Raw genomic sequence first — 16,781 nt, 5'->3', positions numbered from 1 at the left:
CCTGGAGTTCCCGTCGCATGCATGACGGAGCGGCGGGCCAGGGCTTGCTCATGGCGGGGTCCGTACGCATGACCATGCCATGGCCACTTCGCTCCCGCCCGGGAATGCTCCCTCCGGAAGGATGCTCGCGCTCGCCTTCACGGCGGTGGTGTGCAGCTTCGTCGCGGCGAGCTTCGTGGTTCAGCGCGCCTCCGCGCAGATCGGCGATCTCTCCGAGGGCATCATCTTCAATTCGGGGCCGAGCATCGAGCACCTGGCGCAGATTCGAAGGGCCGTGCTCGAAGCGGAGCTGAGCCTCGAACGCTATCTTCACGAGCCCGGGAACAGGCAAGAGGCGGCGCGGACACTGGAGGTGGACCTGACGCGCTTGAAGGACGCGGCGCGCGCCTACCTGGACCTTCCACCGGTCCCCGGCGAGGAGCCGCTGCGCCTGGACATCCAGGCCTCCTGGCTCCAATTCGAGCAGCGGGTCCAGAAGGCGCGCTCCCTGGCGGATGCCCCACGGGACACCAATGCGGCCGCGGCGGTCGGCAGGGACATCGTGGTGGCGCGCCAGCACTTCCTTGAACTCGTCACCCGCGCCATCGAGCATGATGCCATCTATGGACGGACGCTCGCGGCGAACATCCTGGAGACGCGCCAGAACACCCGCAGGCTCGCCACCGCCCTCAACGTCGTCTGCGGCACGGTCGCCGTCCTCATGGCGTGGTTGCTCCATCGTCAGGCGCGCACGCGACGAGCGCTCTTCGATGCACACGCCCGGTTCCTGCGCGAACGGGCCGCGGAGCTGGAGCACTTCGCGGGCCGCGTCGCCCACGACATCCGGAACCCGCTCTCCGCGGCGCGCATGGCCTCCGAGCTGGCCATCCGCCGGAGCGACGAGGGCCCGGTGGCGCAGTCCATCCGCCGCATCATCCGGAGCCTCCAGCGGGCGGACGCCATCACCGGCGCGCTGCTCGAGTTCGCACGGTCCGGAGCAAAGCCAGACCCGGGAGCCCGGACCGCCCCCTGCGAGGCCATCGCCGACACGATGGACGGCTTCTCGGCTGAAGCGGAGCACGCCCGGATCGAGTTCCACGTCGAGCCGATCCCAGAGGTCCTCGTCACGTGTGGCTCCGGTGTCTACCTGAGCCTGCTCGGCAACCTGCTCCGCAATGCAGTGAAGTACATGGGCGACGCCACGACCCGGCGCATCACCGTCCGGGTGACCACCGGCAAGGGTACCTTCGTCCGCACCGAGGTCATCGACACCGGCCCTGGGATTGCCCCGGAGCTGCTGCCCTCCCTGTTCGAGCCCTACTTCCGGGGCGCGACCGATGGCGCCGAAGGGCTTGGCCTGGGGCTCGCCACCGTGAAGCGGCTGGCGGAAGGCCACGGTGGGCGCGTCGGCGTCACGTCCGAGCCTGGGAGGGGCAGCACGTTCTGGTTCGAGCTGCCGAGGGCAGGCCCCGCCTGGGAGCTCGGCGCGGAGGACGGCAAGCTCGCGGCGGGCACTCCCGGGCCAGACGTCACGCAGCTTCAATAGCCGCGGGACGTGCCAGGGCGAGGCGTCAGGCCGCGGGCTGCTCGGCCAGTCCGGGCGGAGCGGACACGGCGAGGACGTGCAGCCGCCGCTTCCCTCCCGGGACCTCCCACTCGATGCGCTGTCCCTCGGAGAGTCCGAGCAGCGCGCTGCCGATGGGCGCGAGGACCGAGACGCAGTCCGCCCCGGTGCGCGCATCCCGCGGGTAGCAGAGCTTGAGCTGACGGCGCAGGCCCGTCTCGTCCTCGAAGACCACGGTGCTGTTCATCGCCACGACGCCGGGCGGCAGCGGCTCCACCACCTCCGCGCGGGCAAGCTCCTGGTCGAGGCGCTCGATGAAGAGCGCGTCGCGCCCGGACTCCTGCTGGTCGAGGAGGCGCTGGAGGGAGTCGAGGTCCGAGGGGCTGATGAGGATTCGGGGATTGCGGCTCATGTCTGTCCTTTCTTCGGGGTCGCGGGTTTCCTGGGAGGGGTGGAGGGGGCGGGAGGCGTCAGCCGGCCATCGTGCCGGTCCACGAGGGCGGGTCACTTGCCGGGAACGAATCCTCGGAGGAGAGGTCCACGGCCTGGAGGCGTCGCTGCCGGCGCCGCTCCGCGCGCGCGAGCTCCAGGGTCGTGATGACGCCGGAGACCTGCCCGTCCTCGCCCACCACCACGGCGCGCCGGACGCCGGCGCGAGCCATGCGCGGAGCAAGCCGCGCGAGGGGCTCGTCCTCGCGTGAGAGGATGAAGTGGCTGCTGGCCAGGTCCCCGATGCCATGGAGAGGGTATCCCTGGGCCGCGAGCTCGGCGCCCAGGATGAGCCGGCGCAGCGTCACCAGTCCGCGGATCCGCTTCGCGTCCGCGATGACGATGAAGCCGTGGCCCGAGCGGGCCATGCGTGCCGCCGCCTCGCGCAGCGGCGTCCAGGGATCGAGCACGGCGATGTCGCCGAGCATGAACTCGCGAACGAACGTAGGCATGGAAGACTCCCGTGGAGAGAGGGTGAAGACGTGACGCGGGCAGGCCCCGGCCTGTGCGGCGGACCGTGCACGCGGGAGGATGGGATGTCAGGCGGGTCTGGCCGTCAGCGGCGCTCGGCTAGCGAGACGCGACGGCCAGCGTCCCAAGCCAGGCGGCGGCCCTGTGCGACAGGGAGCGAGGCACACGCGGACCCTGCCCGTTCAATCGGATGCTGAACGAAGCGAGGGTTGGGCACGTGCGCACGTCAAAGCTCCCGTGGGGTGGTGAGGCCGTCAGCAGCGCCCGGAAGCGTGCGGACCTGCCGATCCTCGGTGACAACCCATGAGGGCGACAGCATGTTCCCGGTTGGAGCCCTAGAGGGAGAACCTCACGCCCACCCGTTCATGCAGCAGGTGGACGTTCGTGCCGAGGATCCGCACGTAGGTGTAGGCCACTCCCAGGTTGAGCGAGAACAAGCGGTTGGGATGCCACTCCACCCCGGCCCAGACCTCCGGGAAGGCACCCAGACGCGACTCGAGGTTGGGATCCGACTCGCCGTCGTCGTCATCGAAGTCGTCGAAGTCGAGGTCGAGCGACTGCACGCTGGTGATGAGCGGAAGCCCCAGGAACTCCCTGCCCGCCCCCACGGCTCCGAGCTTCAGCCCGGCACCGAGGTACGGAACCCATCGCTGGTCCGCATCGCTGCGCCAGCGGTAGAGGAGCCCCGGGGTGACGCCTAGTTCGGAGAAGGTGGCGTCCCCGGAGCCGCCGTACCCCACCTCCAGCGGCAGGCGGAGCGCCCACCGGGCACCGAGATCCACCTGGAAGGCGGCCTGGAGGCTGATGCCTACCGCCGTCCGGCCGCCCGAGAACGCCTGGATGGGCCCCAGTGAGATGGGCTCCAGACTGATTCCGGCACCGAAGCGGCCCGAGCGCGGCACGTCACCTGCGTTTGCTGTCGATACAAGGCCAACGACCAGAAGCGGGATGAGCGTCATTCCATCCACTGTAGCCGCAGCCACCGCACGAACAGCAGCGCAAGCAGCACCCAGAGGGCGATGATGACCGCCCCGGCGGCCCAATTCGTCTTGCGCAGGTTCGCTTCCTGGCGGGCCCTGTCCCGGCACTCGGCGAGCACTGCGGGAGGGATGAGCCTGCGGACCCAAAGAATGCCAAGCGGGACGAGGACCAGGTCATCCAGCAGGCCGAGGACCGGGATGAAGTCTGGAATGAGGTCGATGGGGCTCAGCGCATAGGCGACCACCGCCGCCGCGAGGAGCTTCGCGTACCAGGGGACTCCCGGGTGCCGGGCCGCGATGAAGAGCGCCGCCACCTCCGTCTTGAGCTGCCGGACCTTCTGTCTCCACCGTTCCAGGCTCTGCATGGTCGCGGAAGTTTAGTCACCCCAGGGGGTACCGTGACGCAGGCGACAGTCCATGCACGGATGCGCGCCCGGCGTCCGCCCCACTGAGAGCATCACGGCCATGGATGACCCGAAGCAGCGGGAGGACACCGGCGGCTCGTCCGGGCCCCGGCACGATGCGCCCGAGGAGCAGCCACAGAAGTCCTACGAGACCATCCTCGCGCAGCAGGTCCATCAGGCGAAGCAGGAGCTGGCTCGCCCCGCGCGCGGACTGCTCCTGTCCTCGCTGGCCGCGGGGCTGGAGATTGGCGTGGGGCCGTTCCTCATGGCGGTGCTCCTCACCCTCACGAAGGGAGTCTTGAGCCGCCCGGTCGTGGAGCTGCTGTTGGCGCTCGGGTACTCGGTGGGATTCATCCTGGTGGTGGTGGGGCGCTCGGAGCTCTTCACCGAGCACACCGCCCTGGCCGTGCAGCCCGTGCTGGACCGTGCGGTGCCGGTGCTCAAGCTGATGCGCCTATGGGGGCTGGTGCTGGCGGGCAATCTGCTGGGCGCCACCCTGTTCTCCGCCTTCGCCGCATACCTCGGGCCGGCGTTGGGCGTGATGGACCGCTCCGCCATCGGAGAGCTGGCCCACAACGTCATCAAGCACTCCTCCGGCACCCTGTTCCTGAGCGCGGTGATGGCGGGATGGCTGATGGGGCTCGTCGCCTGGATTGCGACCGCCGCCCGGGAGACGATCAGCCAGGTGGTCCTGGTGGGCCTCATCACCCTGGCCATCGGCCTGGCCCACCTGCACCACTCCATCGCCGGGGCCGTCGAGGTGCTGATGGGTGTCTTCGCCGGCCATGGAGCCTCGGTGGCGGACTTCGGCCGCTTCCTCCTCTTGTCCGTGCTGGGCAATGCCGTGGGCGGAAGCATCTTCGTGGCCCTGCTCAAGCACGGGCACGTGCGGCACTCCGCTTGAAGCCCCCAGCCCGGGAGCCCCTGTCGCCCGGGCAGGCGGCCGGCCCCGGGCGGAAAGTGGGCGGGTGAACCCTCCCGCGGCCCTGTCAGGAACAGCCCCGGAGGCCCCGTCCGAAGTTCTTGCGGTGACGGCCCTGGCCCGGTATACGGGCGGGGCTTCACGGCCAGGTAGCTCACCTGGTTAGAGCGGCGGTCTCATAATCCGCAGGTAGTCAGTTCAAGTCTGACCCTGGCCATCAAGCAGCCCCGGAGTCACTTTCCCAAGTGATTCCGGGGCTTTTTCATTTCCGGCCGGGGCCCGGCCGGGCTCCGTGGCGGGCCGACGTCCACGTCCGAAAACGGCCAGACATCCCGGGGCGGCCGTGTGACCTTCACCCCATGGACGGCCTGGACCCCACCGCCTGCTACCGCGCGCTGACGACGCGGGACTCCCGCTTCGACGGGCGGTTCTTCACCGCCGTGAAGACGACGCGCATCTACTGCCGCCCCATCTGCCCGGCCCGCGCGCCCCGCTTCGAGAACTGCACCTTCTACCCTTCCGCCGCCGCCGCGCAGGAAGCCGGCTTCCGCCCCTGCCTCCGCTGCCGCCCCGAGGCCTCCCCCTCCCTGGCGCCCTGGCGCGGCACCTCCGCCACCGTCTCGCGCGCCCTGGCCCTCATCGCGGACGGCCTGCTGGACGCCGACGAGGCCAGCGTCGAGGTGCTGGCGGACCGGCTCGGCGTGGGGGACCGGCAGCTGCGGCGGCTGTTCCAGCAGCACCTGGGGGCCTCCCCGGTGGCGGTCGCGCAGACGCGCCGCGTGCTCTTCGCCCGGCAGCTCATCCACGAGACCTCCCTGTCCATGGCCGAGGTCGCCCTCGCGTCCGGCTTCGGCAGCGTCCGGCGCTTCAACGCCGTCTTCCGGTCGCTCTATGGCCGTCCCCCCGGCGTCCTCCGCCGCACCCGCGCCGCACCCGCGACGTCCGCCGTCCCCGAGGTGACGCTGCTCATCCCCTACCGGCCGCCGTATGACTGGGCCGCGATGGAGGCCTGGCTGTCCGCCCGCGCGCTCACCGGCATGGAGCACGTGGAGCCCGGGCGCTACCTGCGCACCTTCACGAACGCCTGGGGCCGGGGGGCCGTGGAGGTGTCGCCGGCTCCGGGGCTCGACGCCCTGCGTGCCACCCTGCGCGTCAGCGACGTGAGGATGCTGCCCGCCGTCGTCGCCCAGGTCCGGCGCGTCTTCGACGTGGGCGCGGACGTGGAGGCCATCCGCGCGCACCTGTCGACGGACGCCCTGCTCGCGCCCCTGCTCGCCGCGCGCCCCGGCCTTCGCGCACCCGGGGGCTGGGACGGGTTCGAGCTGGCCGTTCGCGCCATCCTGGGCCAGCAGGTGAGCACCACCGCCGCGCGACAGCTGGGACAGCGGCTCCTCGCCACGCATGGAGAAGACCTGGACCCGGCGATCACCGGTGATGTCCGGCTCCAGCGCGCCTTCCCCCGCCCCGAGGTCCTGGCTTCGGCGGACCTCACGGGCATGGGCATGCCGGCCGCTCGCGCCCGGGCGCTCTCCCAGCTCGCCGCGGCGGCCGTGGCGGATCCCTCGCTGTTCCAGCCCGGACCGTCGCTCTCGGACACCGTCGCCCGCTTCACGCGGCTGCCCGGCATTGGCGAATGGACCGCCCAGTACATCGCCCTCCGCGCCGTGCGGGAGACGGATGCCTTTCCCGCCTCCGACGTCGCCCTGCTTCGCGCCGCGACGGAGGGCGGAGGCCCACGCCCCACGCCCGAAGCGCTCCTGCGTCGCGCCGAAGCCTGGAGCCCGTGGCGCGCCTACGCCGCCCAGCACCTCTGGACCCTGGCGGCCCTCACTCCCTCCCACCGGAACACCCATGCCTGACCGTCCGCGCTTCTTCATGGATTCCACGCCCACTCCCGCCGGAGTGGCGCTCCTCGTCTGCGATGAAGAGGGCCGCCTGCGCGCGCTGGACTGGGAGGGCTACGAGGCCCGCATGCACCGGCTCCTGCGCCTGCACTACGGCGAGAACGGCTGCGTCCTGGAGTCCGCGCGCGACCCGTCCGGCCGCACGTCCGCGCTCCAGGCCTATCTGCGCGGGGACCTGAGCGCCATCTCCGCGCTTCCCGTGGAGACCGGCGGCACGCCCTTCCAGCGCGAGGTCTGGCGCGCCCTCCGGGAGATTCCGGCGGGAACGACGACCACGTATGGCCAGCTCGCCCATCGCATCGGACGTCCCAGGGCCATCCGCGCCGTGGGCCTGGCCAATGGCGCCAATCCCATCAGCATCGTCGTTCCGTGCCACCGCGTCGTCGGTGCCAATGCCTCTCTCACCGGCTATGCCGGAGGCCTGGAACGCAAACGCTGGCTGCTCAATCATGAGCAGACGCACGCCTGAATCCCTCTCACCGGAGTTCCCACGCATGACCGCCCGTCCCGACACCGCCCCCACCTTCCGCGCGCTGCACCAGGGCCCTGACCTGCTCATGCTCCCGAATGTCTGGGATGCCGGCAGTGCCCGCCTCTTCGAGAGCCTGGGCGCGAAGGCCATCGCCACCACCAGCGCCGGCATCGCGTGGGCCCTGGGCTACCCGGACGGCAACGCGCTGCCCGTGGACGCGCTCGTCCACACCGTGCGCACCATCGCGCGCGCCATCCAGGTCCCCCTCACCGTGGACGCCGAAGCGGGCTACTCCGACGACCCGGCCACCGCCGCGGAGAACGTGGCCCGCCTCCTGTCCGAGGGCGCCGTGGGCTGCAACCTGGAGGACGGCAGCGGTCCTCCGGAGCTGCTCGCCGCGAAGATTGAGCGCGTGAAGCAGGCCGGTGCGCGCCTGGGCATCGACGTCTTCGTCAACGCGCGCACGGACGTGTACCTGCGCAAGCTGGTGCCGCCCGAGCGCCGCGTGGAGGAGACCCTGTCCCGTGCCGCCCGCTACCAGCAGGCCGGCGCGGATGGCCTCTTCGCCGCGGGCGTCACGGATGCGGCGGAGATCCAGGCCCTCACCCGGGGCACGTCGCTGCCCGTGAACGTGCTCGCGCGGCAGGACCTGCCCGCTCCGGCGGAGCTCCAGCGGCTGGGTGTGCGGCGGCTCAGCGCAGGCTCCGCCATCTCGGAGTCCATCTGGGGCCGGGCCGGGGCGCTCGCCTCCACGTTCCTCCGCGAGGGACACTCCGCGAGCCTCTTCGAAGCCGCCGCCAGCTATCCGTCCCTCAACGGGCTGATGACCCGGAAGTAGGAGCCGCGCCATGTCCCAGGAGGATCGCCAGCGCTGGAACGACAAGCACCAGCAGGCCTCCGCGTCCAGGGAGGCCTCCAGCTTCCTCCGCTCACTCGCGGACCAACTGCCCTCCACGGGCCGGGCGCTGGACCTGGCCGGAGGCGCGGGCCACGACGCATGCTGGCTTGCGCAGCGCGGGCTGGACGTGACCCTGGTGGACCTCTCCGACGTGGCGCTGGCGCAGGCGGAAGGCCTGGCACGAGACGCGGGCGTGTCCCTCACGCGCCTGCGCCTGGACCTGGAGACGGACGCGCCGCCTCCGGGGCCGTTCGACCTGGTCGTGTGCTTGAACTACCTCTGGCGGCCGCTCCTCGCCGCCGTGCCCCCACTGCTCGCACCGGGTGGGCTGTTCGTCTTCGCCCAGCCCACCCGGCGAAACCTGCAACGCCATCCGCACCCGTCCGCGCGCTTCCTCCTGGAGGAGGGGGAGCTGCCCACCCTGCTCCAGGGCCTCCAATCCCTCTCACTCACCGAGGACTGGACGGACGCCGGACGTCACGAGGCGCGCGTGGTGGCTCAGAAGCTCCAGCAGGTGCCGTAGGCGGGACGGCCGCAGTAGTGACATGGTCCTCGCTGCGCTCCGCGCAGCTCCCTCCAGAATCCAGGATCAGTCCATGGCCCACAGCTCGGGTATCCCTCGTCGCATCTCTCTCTGGGCAGGCGTTGCCCTGGCGCTGGTTGGCACTCTCACGGGCTGTGCTCCGCCAGGGCCGGAAGACTCGACCGGGGAGCCCCAGGTGACCCTGGACTCACAATCCCAGGCGCTGGCCTATCCCAACGGGAGCAGCCGGACGGTGGTGTCACGGCGCGTCGTCTACAAGAACGCCTCCGGTGGCTACCAGGCGGCGCCGGGCTTCGAGCAGTTCCGCGCGGCCGGTGCCACCGACAGCACGCTGCACGCCATCCGCATCGCCCAGGTGGAGGCCCCGAGCGTGCGCGAGGCCATCGTCTTCATGACCGCCGGGCAGAAGATCTCAAGCAGCGGGCATTCCAGCGGCGTGACGGGCCAGTCCTCCAACTGGGACGCGTCCTGTGACGGCGTCTCCTGCCCCAACGTGGTCCTGGATGGCCGCTCCCTGGCCATGAAGCTCAATGCCCTGGGCTGGTTCCCGGCGGGGAAGACGCACCTGTCCGTGGTCAACGACAACAACTTCGACCACCTGCTCGACAGCGACACGAAGCAGCGCATCGTCAACGGGTTCGTCCACTGGCTCCAGGCCCAGATCCGGCCCGAGACGCGGTCCATCTACCTGGCGGGAAGCTCCCGGGGCGGGTGTCTGGTGATGCGAATGGCCCAGGCGCTCCGCGCCAACACGGCGCTGGATGGCATCACCCTCTACGTGTCCTCGCTGGATGGTGTGTGCAAGCACAGCCAGGGCGAGCTGGGCACGTTCGACACCAAGGTGAACAACCCCGTGCGCCCCTCGGGCACGTTCTACGGCGCGTGGGCCACCCACCTGTCCGCCGAGTTCCCCCGCCGCGCGCGGCTGCACCTGTATCAGGTGGTGGGAGGCCAGGAGGTCGCGCCGGCCACCGGCATCCGCGCCTTCTCCGGGTACGCGGGCACCACGCCTCCCTCGAAGGGCACCGACCTGGACTGGGGCTGGTACAAGCAGACCTGGGTGAAGTGGGAGCACAAGGAGATTGGCAATCCGTACACCGAGCCGCGCACGTCGGATCAGCCGCTCGCCATTTCAGAGACGATTGACGCGCAGCTCACCTGGCTGGCCAGTCTGCTGTAGCGGGCCCGCGGTGGGAGTCGCAAGGGCCTGCCCGTGTTTCGCGGGCAGGCCTGACCGTACCGGAAAAGACGCTTGCAGTTCTCGCTGTTGGCGTTCCACTCGGTGGCGATGACGGGGTGCGTGGCGGTGAGGTAGCCGAAGCGGGTCTCCCAGTTGGCCTGGTCCGCCGCGAGCGTCGCGTTGTTGGCGATGAGGTGATCACCACAGGCCGACTCGCGACTTCGGCGGGCCCGCGACCGCCCTTGATACAGTGATACAGTATCGACAGGAAATCCTGGTTTTCACAGGAAGATTCGGTATGGTCGGAGTTCTTGACTCCGTCACTGATCAAGGTGCCTTTCATGAGCAGAGCGATGTTTCCCCTCCGGGCCCTCTCCGTTTTCTCCCTCTCCCTCCTCGCGGCCTGCGAGGGCCCCGCTCCCGAGGAGGGTGACACCCTCGAAGCGGGTCGGGCTTCGTCGGAGCTCGTCTCGTCGAGCGCGTCTCCCAGCAGCGACGTCGCCATGAGTGGCATCTGGGCGGGGGGCGGAAGCACGCCCATCCACGGCCTGATGGATGACGGAGTGTCCTTCGCGGCGAGCGATCGCGGCGGCACGTTCGCGCGCAGCGCCCCCGGGCGGGTGTCATCGACCCTGACGTTGGGATATCAGGACACCGCGAAGCCGGGCGGCGCCTCGACGGTCGTCGTGAACTACGACGGGTGGGCAATCAACGGCGGTGCCGGCTCGCTCCTCGTGAAGCTCTACGACGGCGCGACCTTGCTCGCCACCGGTCCCGTCCACGCGCTCACCCCCTCTCCTGCGAACTTCAGCGATACCTTCGCCAACCTGGATGTCGTGGATGCCCGGCAGCTCCGCACCGAACTCATCTTCGAGAACAGCGCGGCAGCCGGCTCGCTGGTGTCCTCCATCATCTGGCTGGACGTCACCAGCCGCCGCGGCACCGGGCTCCAGGGGCAGTACTTCAACAGCATCGACCTCACCGGCCTCCCGGTGAACCGCGTCGACCCCACCGTTGATTTCAACTGGGGAGCGGGCGCGCCCCTCTCTGGCGTCAACGCGGATGGCTTCAGCGCGCGCTGGACGGGCAAGGTCAGCGCGGACCACACGGAGACCTATACCTTCTATACGACCAGCGACGATGGCGTTCGCCTGACGGTCAACGGCACGCGCATCATCGACAACTGGACCCACCACGGCGCTGTCGAGAACTCCGGGACCCTCGCCCTCCAGGCCGGCGAGTCCTACGACCTCGTGCTCGAGTACTACGAGAACACGGGCAGCTCCGTGATCAAGCTCGCGTGGTCATCCCCCTCGACGCCGAAGGGTGTCATCCCCAAGGAGAACCTCTTCCCGGGGCCCGTGAGCACTCCGCCTCCGGTCACGGTGCTGGCCTGCCCCACGGGCTTCAGCCGCGAACTCTTCCGCGACGACTTCGACGGCACCGCGCTCGACACCTCGAAGTGGAACATCGTCCAGGGCAACAACAGCCCCACCAACGGCACGTTCACGCAGCTCACCAAGATGCTCCGAGCCAACGTGAAGGTGGAGGACGGCAGGTTGAAGGTCTCCTCCAAGCGTCACTGCGAGGACCCGTATCCCAACATCACGCCGGAGCACCCTGCGAAGTGCACGGGGACGAACTACTATTCGGGCGCGTGGCTGAAGGCAAACAACACCTTCGCTCCGGGCAAGGGAGTGATGGCCTTCCACGCCAGGATTCCGGCGCCCATGCCGGGCACGTTCCCTGCTCTCTGGGCCCGCAACAGCTTCGGCGATGCACGCTATGGCGAGCTTGATCTCATCGAGACCTGGTGGGACAGCCCCAAGGGCACGGTCAACAATCCCAACAAGTTCTCGATCACCACGCACCTGGGCTCTAGCCCGATGATCCACACCTCGGGCAACGAAGTGGGCCCCTTCGCCAATCTGGTGACCGCCTTCCACGTCTGGGAGGTCGAGTGGGACGCCACCGCGGTGCCGGCGGTCGCCCGGTACTACTACCGTGACGGCCTGGGGGCCTCGCGCATCCTCCTGCGGACCGTGAACCACCAGACCGCCGGCTTCAACGGGAAGGTGACCGACGAGGCGTTCCGCACGGCGCTCGCCGACGGATGGCGGCCCTACATCGACTTCGCCGTGCAGCCGGATGACACCTGGCACATCGGGCCGGACGCCGCGGCGACCTATGACCCGGATGACCTGGAAGTCGACTCGGTCATCGTCTGCGCCCCCTGACGCAACGTCTGTCGAGGATGGCAAGCGGGCCATCCTCGCCAGGCCTCCCTTCAGCTCCGGCGCTTGTACTGAAGCTCGATGGCCTTCTGCGGCGCCGCACCGGGCTCGATGTTGAAGTGCGTGATGACCAGCGCATCCGGGCCCTTCAGCTCGACGTCCACGCGCCAGCCCCAGCGGGGCGTCTGCTCACCGGTGGAGTAGCTGCCCGTGACGGAGATGCGGTCGTTCACTCCGGCCTCTCCGTGCAGCGACATGATGTCCGTGCCGACGTGGAAGGTGTCCACCCACGACATGGTGAACTGCTTCCCGTCCAGGTGGTGACCCAGCGTCGCGATGCCGGACAGCGGCTTGCCGCCAAAGGCGGACGTGTACTCGTACACGACGAAGCGGCCGTCCAGCACGCTCCGGAAGGTGCCGGTGCTGGGCGACTCGTCCTCCACCTTGTCGGGCTGGAACCACGTGCGCGCCACGCCCTCCCAGGTGCCGACCAGGCGGGAGAGGAGCTGATGGGGACCGGCGGACAGGGATTGCTGGAGACGTTCCTGGCTCATGGGCGCGGAGTCTCCCGGACGCCCACCAGGCAGGTCCACCCCTTCATGCTTTCCCCTGCGGCCGTCCTCCCGCGTCATTACATTGGCGCCTGTTTCGTTTCCCTCTTCAGGAGCCCTCCTTGCCCACCACCCCCGCCTATGCCGCCCCCAGCGCGAAGGCCGCGCTCGGCCCCTTCACCGTGGAGCGCCGCGAGCCGCGTCCCCAGGACGTGCTCATCGACATCCAGTACTGCGGCGTGTGCCACTCGGACATCCACCAGGCCCGCGACGAGTGGGGCGGCGCCCTCTTCCCCATGGTCCCGGGCCACGAAATCGTGGGCAAGGTGTCCCAGGTGGGCAGCGCCGTCACCACCTTCAAGGTGGGCGACAGCGTGGGCGTGGGCTGCTTCGTGGACTCGTGCCGCGAGTGCCCCCAGTGCCTCAAGGGCGAAGAGCAGTACTGCGAGCGCGGCGCGGTGAACACGTATAACGCCCGTGATTACGACGGCCAGCCCACCTACGGCGGCTACTCCACGCGCATCACCGTGGACGCGAAGTACGTGGTGCGCATCCCGGAGGGCATCCCCCTGGATCGCGCCGCGCCGCTCTTGTGCGCGGGCATCACCACGTACTCGCCGCTGCGCTATTACGGCGTGAAAACCGGCAGCAAGCTGGCCGTCGTGGGCCTGGGCGGCCTTGGCCACATGGCCGTGAAGCTGGCGAAGGCGATGGGCGCGGAAGTGACGGTGCTCAGCACCTCGCCGTCCAAGCGCGACGACGCGCTCGCCCTGGGCGCCTCGCACTTCGAGGCCACGTCCGACAAGGCGACGTTCAAGAAGCTGCGCCGGTCCTTCGACTTCATCCTGGACACCGTCTCCGCGCAGCACGACTACAACGCCTACCTGAGCCTCCTGAAGACGGACGGCACGATGATCCTCGTCGGCGCGCCGGAGAACCCGACGCCCCTGGCGGCCTTCTCGCTCATCCCCCGCCGGCTCAAGCTGGGCGGCTCGATGATTGGCGGCATCCGGGAGACGCAGGAGATGCTCGACTTCTGCGCCCGGCACCAGGTGGCCTCGGACGTGGAGGTCATCCCCATCCAGAAGATCAACGAGGCCTACGAGCGCATGCTCAAGAACGACGTGCGCTACCGCTTCGTCATCGACACGGCGAGCCTGAAGTAGCCGTTCGCACGAAAGCCCCGGCGTCCCTGCACGCCGGGGCCTCTTCGTGAAACCTCAGCCGCGCCAGGCCGTCCAGAGCGACACGAAGCCGAAGAGGAAGAAGAGCGCGGCCGTCACCCAGCGCACGTACTTCATGTTCACGCGGCCGGACAGCCGGTCGCCCAGGAACACCGCGAGCCCGTCCGACAGCAGCATCCCCGCGGTGGTGCCCAGCGTCACCAGCACCGGAGCCTGGTAGCGCGCGGCCACCGCCATGGTGGCCAGCTGCGTCTTGTCCCCCATCTCCGCGATGAAGAAGAGCCCCACCGTGGTGAGGAAGGCGCCGAAGCGCGGGGGCTTGCCGCCGTCCTCATCCAGCGTGTCCGGCTTGAGCGTCCACAGGCCGAAGCCCAGGAACATCACCGCCAGGAGCAGCGCCATCACCCGCGAGGGGACGTGCTCGGACACCCACGTGCCGACGGATGACGCCAGCGCGTGGTTGGCCACCGTGGCCACGAAGATGCCGCCCAGCACCGCCCACGGCTTGCGGAACCTGGACGCCAGCGAGAACGCGAGCAGCTGCGTCTTGTCCCCCATCTCACTGGCGGCGACGAGGACGAATGATCCGACAACGGCTTCCAACGACACGATGGCACCCCATCCCAGTCCCTGGCGCGGAGGCTGTCGTGGAGTGGAGCGCTTCAGGGAGGAGCGCGCACGACGGACCTCGGCCAGGGAGAATTGAATCCCTGTCCGAAGGTCTCGTTCGTCTCGCGCGTCGCGAGATGGGGGCCCGGGCTGTCACCAGCCAGTGTGTCGAGCGCCCCTCCGCCCCTCGCTGCCGGGCGGGAACTACTCCCCTTACGTGGGTGCGCGAGTAACAGCGCCCCGGGTGCCAAGTCAACCCTCCACGTCCGGTGTTCCTTTTTTTGACGGCACGAGAGGCCGACCCCCTAATGCCCACGCCAGGTCGGTAGCGGCCTGTAGCAGCATTCCTGGAGGAAGCCCGATGCAGGATGGAAGCGCCAGCCCGCTGAGCCCCGACGCTCCGTCGTCCCCGTCCGCGGTGGAACCCGGCGAGGTCCGCAGCCCCGAGGCCGACATCGTCTCCACCCACGTCCTCGTCCCCGAGGAGCAGGTGCACAAGCTGCGCGAGCTGGCGCGGCGCACCCGCATCCACCAGAGCGAGTACCTGCGTGAAGCGGTGGAGGACCTGCTGTCCAAGTACGGCCGCATGCCCGCCAAGACGGAAGGCGAGTCGTGAGCAGCCCCCTGCTCCGCCGCCGCGCCCGCTCGCTGCGCGAACGGCTGAGGCAGTGGCTGGAACAGGAGCTGTAATCCGCCCGTCAGCGTCTCCAGGGCCTCCCTGGAGACGACCGGGAGGAACACGTTAGGGTCTGGTCGTCCCTCCTTCGTCAGGAGCGCTTCCGGATGCGTCGCGACACCCTGCTGTCCGCCCTCCTCGTGCTGGCCGCCACCGGCTGTGCCACCCCCGGCTTCGAGAAGCTCTACCCCGGCATGACGGCCGCCCAGGTGGCGGACACCATGGGCAAGGGGCCGGCGAGGGCGCAGGAGTTCACGGACGGCTCGTCCGCCTGGTACTTCGACGAGGACCACTGCGTGCTGATGCGCGACCACGTGCTGGTGGCCAAGTCCACCACCGAGACGCGCACCGAGTTGCACACGCCCGTGGCCAGCCTCAAGAGTCAGTCCAAGGCCTGGTGCGGCCCGCCGGGCAGCGACGGCAAGCACGAGCAGCGCCTGGAGACGCCCTTCGGCACCTTCAAGGGCACCGTGGACCCGGCCGCCGTCACCGAACAGGTGCGCAACAGCGTGCGCGTCCAGCAGGTGCCGCCCGCCGCCGACGGAGGCCAGGCCCTGGAGCCCGCCCCGTAGCGGCGGAGGGCCTTCAGGCCACCGACGAGCGGGTGACCGCCGTGTCGTCGTCCTTCTTCATCTTCCCCGCCAGCTCACGGAAGGACATGTGGCTGATGGACAGCAGGATGAGGCCGAAGGCGATCTGCTGCACCGTCTGGCACAGCCACAGCACGTTCGCGTACGCGAGCCCGTGCGCGTTCACCATCGCCGCGGGCAGGAACAGCCCCAGGCCCACCTTGGTGGCGGCCTGGAAGGTGCCCATCATCCCGGGCGCGGCGGGGATCATCACGCCCACCACCAGCACGCACATCACGATGTAGGACTGGAACAGCGACAGGTTCATGGGCTCGCAGGCCATGCCCGCCGACGCGCCGGAGCAGTCGAAGGCGCGCGCGAGCAGCGCCATGCCCAGGCCGTTCACGCCCCAGTACGCGAACGTGTAGAGGAAGAAGAGGACGATGTGCTTGCGGTCGGGCAGCTGGCGCATGGCCCCGACGAAGGTGTCCACGATGTCCGCCACCTTGTCCGCGATGCCCGGGGAGAAGCGGCCCACGGTGGCGCGCACCAGCCGCACCGTGCGCTCCTGCTGCCACAGGCCCAGCAGCAGGAACACCAGGCCGCCGCCGAACACGGCGAACATCAGCCACGAGCCCAGCTTCACGTACCGGACCTCGGGGGTCTCCGTCGGCACGAAGAAGAGCAGCACGCGGAAGAGCGCCGCCACGAAGAGGCCGTCCACGATGCGCTCCAGCACCACGGACGTCATGGCCGCGCTGCGGCGGATGGAGCTGCGCTGCGCGATGAGGAAGGGCCGGGCGAACTCCCCCAGGCGGAAGGGCAGCACCAGCAGCATCATGAAGCCGATGCCGGACGCCTCATTCAGCTTGCGGAACGGGACGTGCTCCAGGCCCGACAGCAGCGCCCCCCAGCGCAGCGTGCGGAAGATGTGCACGAAGGTGAGGCACACGAAGTACGGGAGGATCCACGCGTAGTTGGCCGCCTTGAGGCTGGCGATCTGCGTGGACACGTCCGTGTCCCGGAAGGCCCACCACATGAAGGCTACGGTGACGAGCAGGCTGGCGATGAGGTTGACGGCGCGTTTCACGGCAGGCGGGTATACCGTCACTCTCCCCGCGACTCCAGCGGGACGCCTGCTCCCTGCCCTC

The 16,781-nt window shown here is 69.6% G+C and carries 18 protein-coding genes and 1 tRNA gene; 12 read left to right on the top strand and 7 right to left on the bottom strand.

Annotated elements, in window-relative coordinates; genetic code table 11:
* The first annotated feature begins 79 nt into the window (after nt 1–79).
* Complete coding sequence (locus D7X96_RS14770; protein ID WP_147468309.1) at nt 80–1,525, top strand: sensor histidine kinase; 1,446 nt, start codon at nt 80–82, stop codon at nt 1,523–1,525.
* 25 nt (nt 1,526–1,550) lie between these two features.
* On the opposite strand, the gene rnk is transcribed toward D7X96_RS14770, so the two are convergent.
* The 4 genes from rnk to D7X96_RS41905 form a co-directional block, all read right to left on the bottom strand.
* A complete protein-coding gene (gene rnk, locus D7X96_RS14765) occupies nt 1,551–1,955 on the bottom strand; it encodes a nucleoside diphosphate kinase regulator (protein ID WP_120552555.1) in 405 nt (134 codons plus the stop codon).
* A 58-nt stretch (nt 1,956–2,013) separates the two neighbouring features.
* The gene (locus D7X96_RS14760) at nt 2,014–2,484 is read right to left on the bottom strand and encodes a CBS domain-containing protein (RefSeq protein WP_121769998.1); all 471 of its coding nucleotides are present in this window, start codon (nt 2,482–2,484) and stop codon (nt 2,014–2,016) included.
* Between the two features lie 354 nt (nt 2,485–2,838).
* Nucleotides 2,839–3,405 (bottom strand): hypothetical protein, encoded by a 567-nt coding sequence (locus D7X96_RS14755; RefSeq protein WP_121769997.1) that lies wholly within the window; start codon nt 3,403–3,405, stop codon nt 2,839–2,841.
* A gap of 53 nt (nt 3,406–3,458) precedes the next feature.
* The gene (locus D7X96_RS41905; protein WP_121725645.1) at nt 3,459–3,848 is read right to left on the bottom strand and encodes a DUF1232 domain-containing protein; all 390 of its coding nucleotides are present in this window, start codon (nt 3,846–3,848) and stop codon (nt 3,459–3,461) included.
* A 100-nt stretch (nt 3,849–3,948) separates the two neighbouring features.
* Here D7X96_RS41905 and D7X96_RS14745 point away from each other — a divergent pair, with 100 nt between their 5' ends.
* From D7X96_RS14745 to D7X96_RS14710, 8 genes are all read left to right on the top strand, one after another.
* A complete protein-coding gene (locus tag D7X96_RS14745; protein WP_121725646.1) occupies nt 3,949–4,791 on the top strand; it encodes a formate/nitrite transporter family protein in 843 nt (280 codons plus the stop codon).
* A gap of 161 nt (nt 4,792–4,952) precedes the next feature.
* A tRNA-Ile gene (locus tag D7X96_RS14740) sits at nt 4,953–5,026 on the top strand.
* Between the two features lie 142 nt (nt 5,027–5,168).
* Nucleotides 5,169–6,668 carry an AlkA N-terminal domain-containing protein gene (locus D7X96_RS14735; protein ID WP_120551693.1) on the top strand — a complete coding sequence of 500 codons (1,500 nt, stop codon included), beginning with the start codon at nt 5,169–5,171 and terminating at the stop codon, nt 6,666–6,668.
* Complete coding sequence (gene ogt / locus D7X96_RS14730; protein ID WP_233610206.1) at nt 6,661–7,182, top strand: methylated-DNA--[protein]-cysteine S-methyltransferase; 522 nt, start codon at nt 6,661–6,663, stop codon at nt 7,180–7,182. Before D7X96_RS14735 ends, ogt begins: the two co-directional genes overlap by 8 nt.
* A 25-nt stretch (nt 7,183–7,207) precedes the next feature.
* On the top strand, nt 7,208–8,023 hold the full coding sequence (locus D7X96_RS14725; protein ID WP_121769996.1) for an isocitrate lyase/PEP mutase family protein: 816 nt from the start codon (nt 7,208–7,210) through the stop codon (nt 8,021–8,023).
* 10 nt (nt 8,024–8,033) lie between these two features.
* Entirely contained in the window at nt 8,034–8,606 is a 573-nt protein-coding gene (locus D7X96_RS14720) for a class I SAM-dependent methyltransferase (RefSeq protein WP_121769995.1), read from the top strand.
* A gap of 196 nt (nt 8,607–8,802) precedes the next feature.
* Nucleotides 8,803–9,807: a hypothetical protein gene (locus D7X96_RS14715; protein ID WP_244219587.1), complete on the top strand. Its 1,005-nt coding sequence runs from the start codon at nt 8,803–8,805 to the stop codon at nt 9,805–9,807.
* A gap of 503 nt (nt 9,808–10,310) precedes the next feature.
* Nucleotides 10,311–12,044 carry a PA14 domain-containing protein gene (locus D7X96_RS14710; RefSeq protein WP_158626453.1) on the top strand — a complete coding sequence of 578 codons (1,734 nt, stop codon included), beginning with the start codon at nt 10,311–10,313 and terminating at the stop codon, nt 12,042–12,044.
* 50 nt (nt 12,045–12,094) lie between these two features.
* On the opposite strand, the gene D7X96_RS14705 is transcribed toward D7X96_RS14710, so the two are convergent.
* Nucleotides 12,095–12,595 (bottom strand): DUF1579 domain-containing protein, encoded by a 501-nt coding sequence (locus D7X96_RS14705; protein WP_121770011.1) that lies wholly within the window; start codon nt 12,593–12,595, stop codon nt 12,095–12,097.
* A 119-nt stretch (nt 12,596–12,714) separates the two neighbouring features.
* Here D7X96_RS14705 and D7X96_RS14700 point away from each other — a divergent pair, with 119 nt between their 5' ends.
* Complete coding sequence (locus D7X96_RS14700; RefSeq protein WP_121769993.1) at nt 12,715–13,758, top strand: NAD(P)-dependent alcohol dehydrogenase; 1,044 nt, start codon at nt 12,715–12,717, stop codon at nt 13,756–13,758.
* Between the two features lie 54 nt (nt 13,759–13,812).
* Here D7X96_RS14700 and D7X96_RS14695 read toward each other — a convergent pair whose 3' ends face one another.
* Nucleotides 13,813–14,379, bottom strand: coding sequence for a TMEM165/GDT1 family protein (locus tag D7X96_RS14695; protein ID WP_121723187.1), 567 nt, complete (start codon nt 14,377–14,379; stop codon nt 13,813–13,815).
* A 367-nt stretch (nt 14,380–14,746) separates the two neighbouring features.
* On the opposite strand from D7X96_RS14695, the gene D7X96_RS14690 reads away from it, so the two are divergent.
* Nucleotides 14,747–15,001 (top strand): ribbon-helix-helix domain-containing protein, encoded by a 255-nt coding sequence (locus D7X96_RS14690; RefSeq protein WP_014396286.1) that lies wholly within the window; start codon nt 14,747–14,749, stop codon nt 14,999–15,001.
* A gap of 167 nt (nt 15,002–15,168) precedes the next feature.
* Entirely contained in the window at nt 15,169–15,633 is a 465-nt protein-coding gene (locus D7X96_RS14685; RefSeq protein ID WP_121769992.1) for a hypothetical protein, read from the top strand.
* 13 nt (nt 15,634–15,646) lie between these two features.
* Here D7X96_RS14685 and D7X96_RS14680 read toward each other — a convergent pair whose 3' ends face one another.
* Nucleotides 15,647–16,720: a lysylphosphatidylglycerol synthase transmembrane domain-containing protein gene (locus D7X96_RS14680; RefSeq protein WP_121769991.1), complete on the bottom strand. Its 1,074-nt coding sequence runs from the start codon at nt 16,718–16,720 to the stop codon at nt 15,647–15,649.
* Nucleotides 16,721–16,781: the final 61 nt, after the last annotated feature.

It is taken from the genome of Corallococcus interemptor (assembly GCF_003668875.1).
Classification (GTDB): Bacteria; Myxococcota; Myxococcia; order Myxococcales; family Myxococcaceae; genus Corallococcus; species Corallococcus interemptor.
The sequence above is the reverse complement of the archived record's forward strand: the minus strand, read 5'-3'. Positions and strand labels throughout refer to the sequence as shown.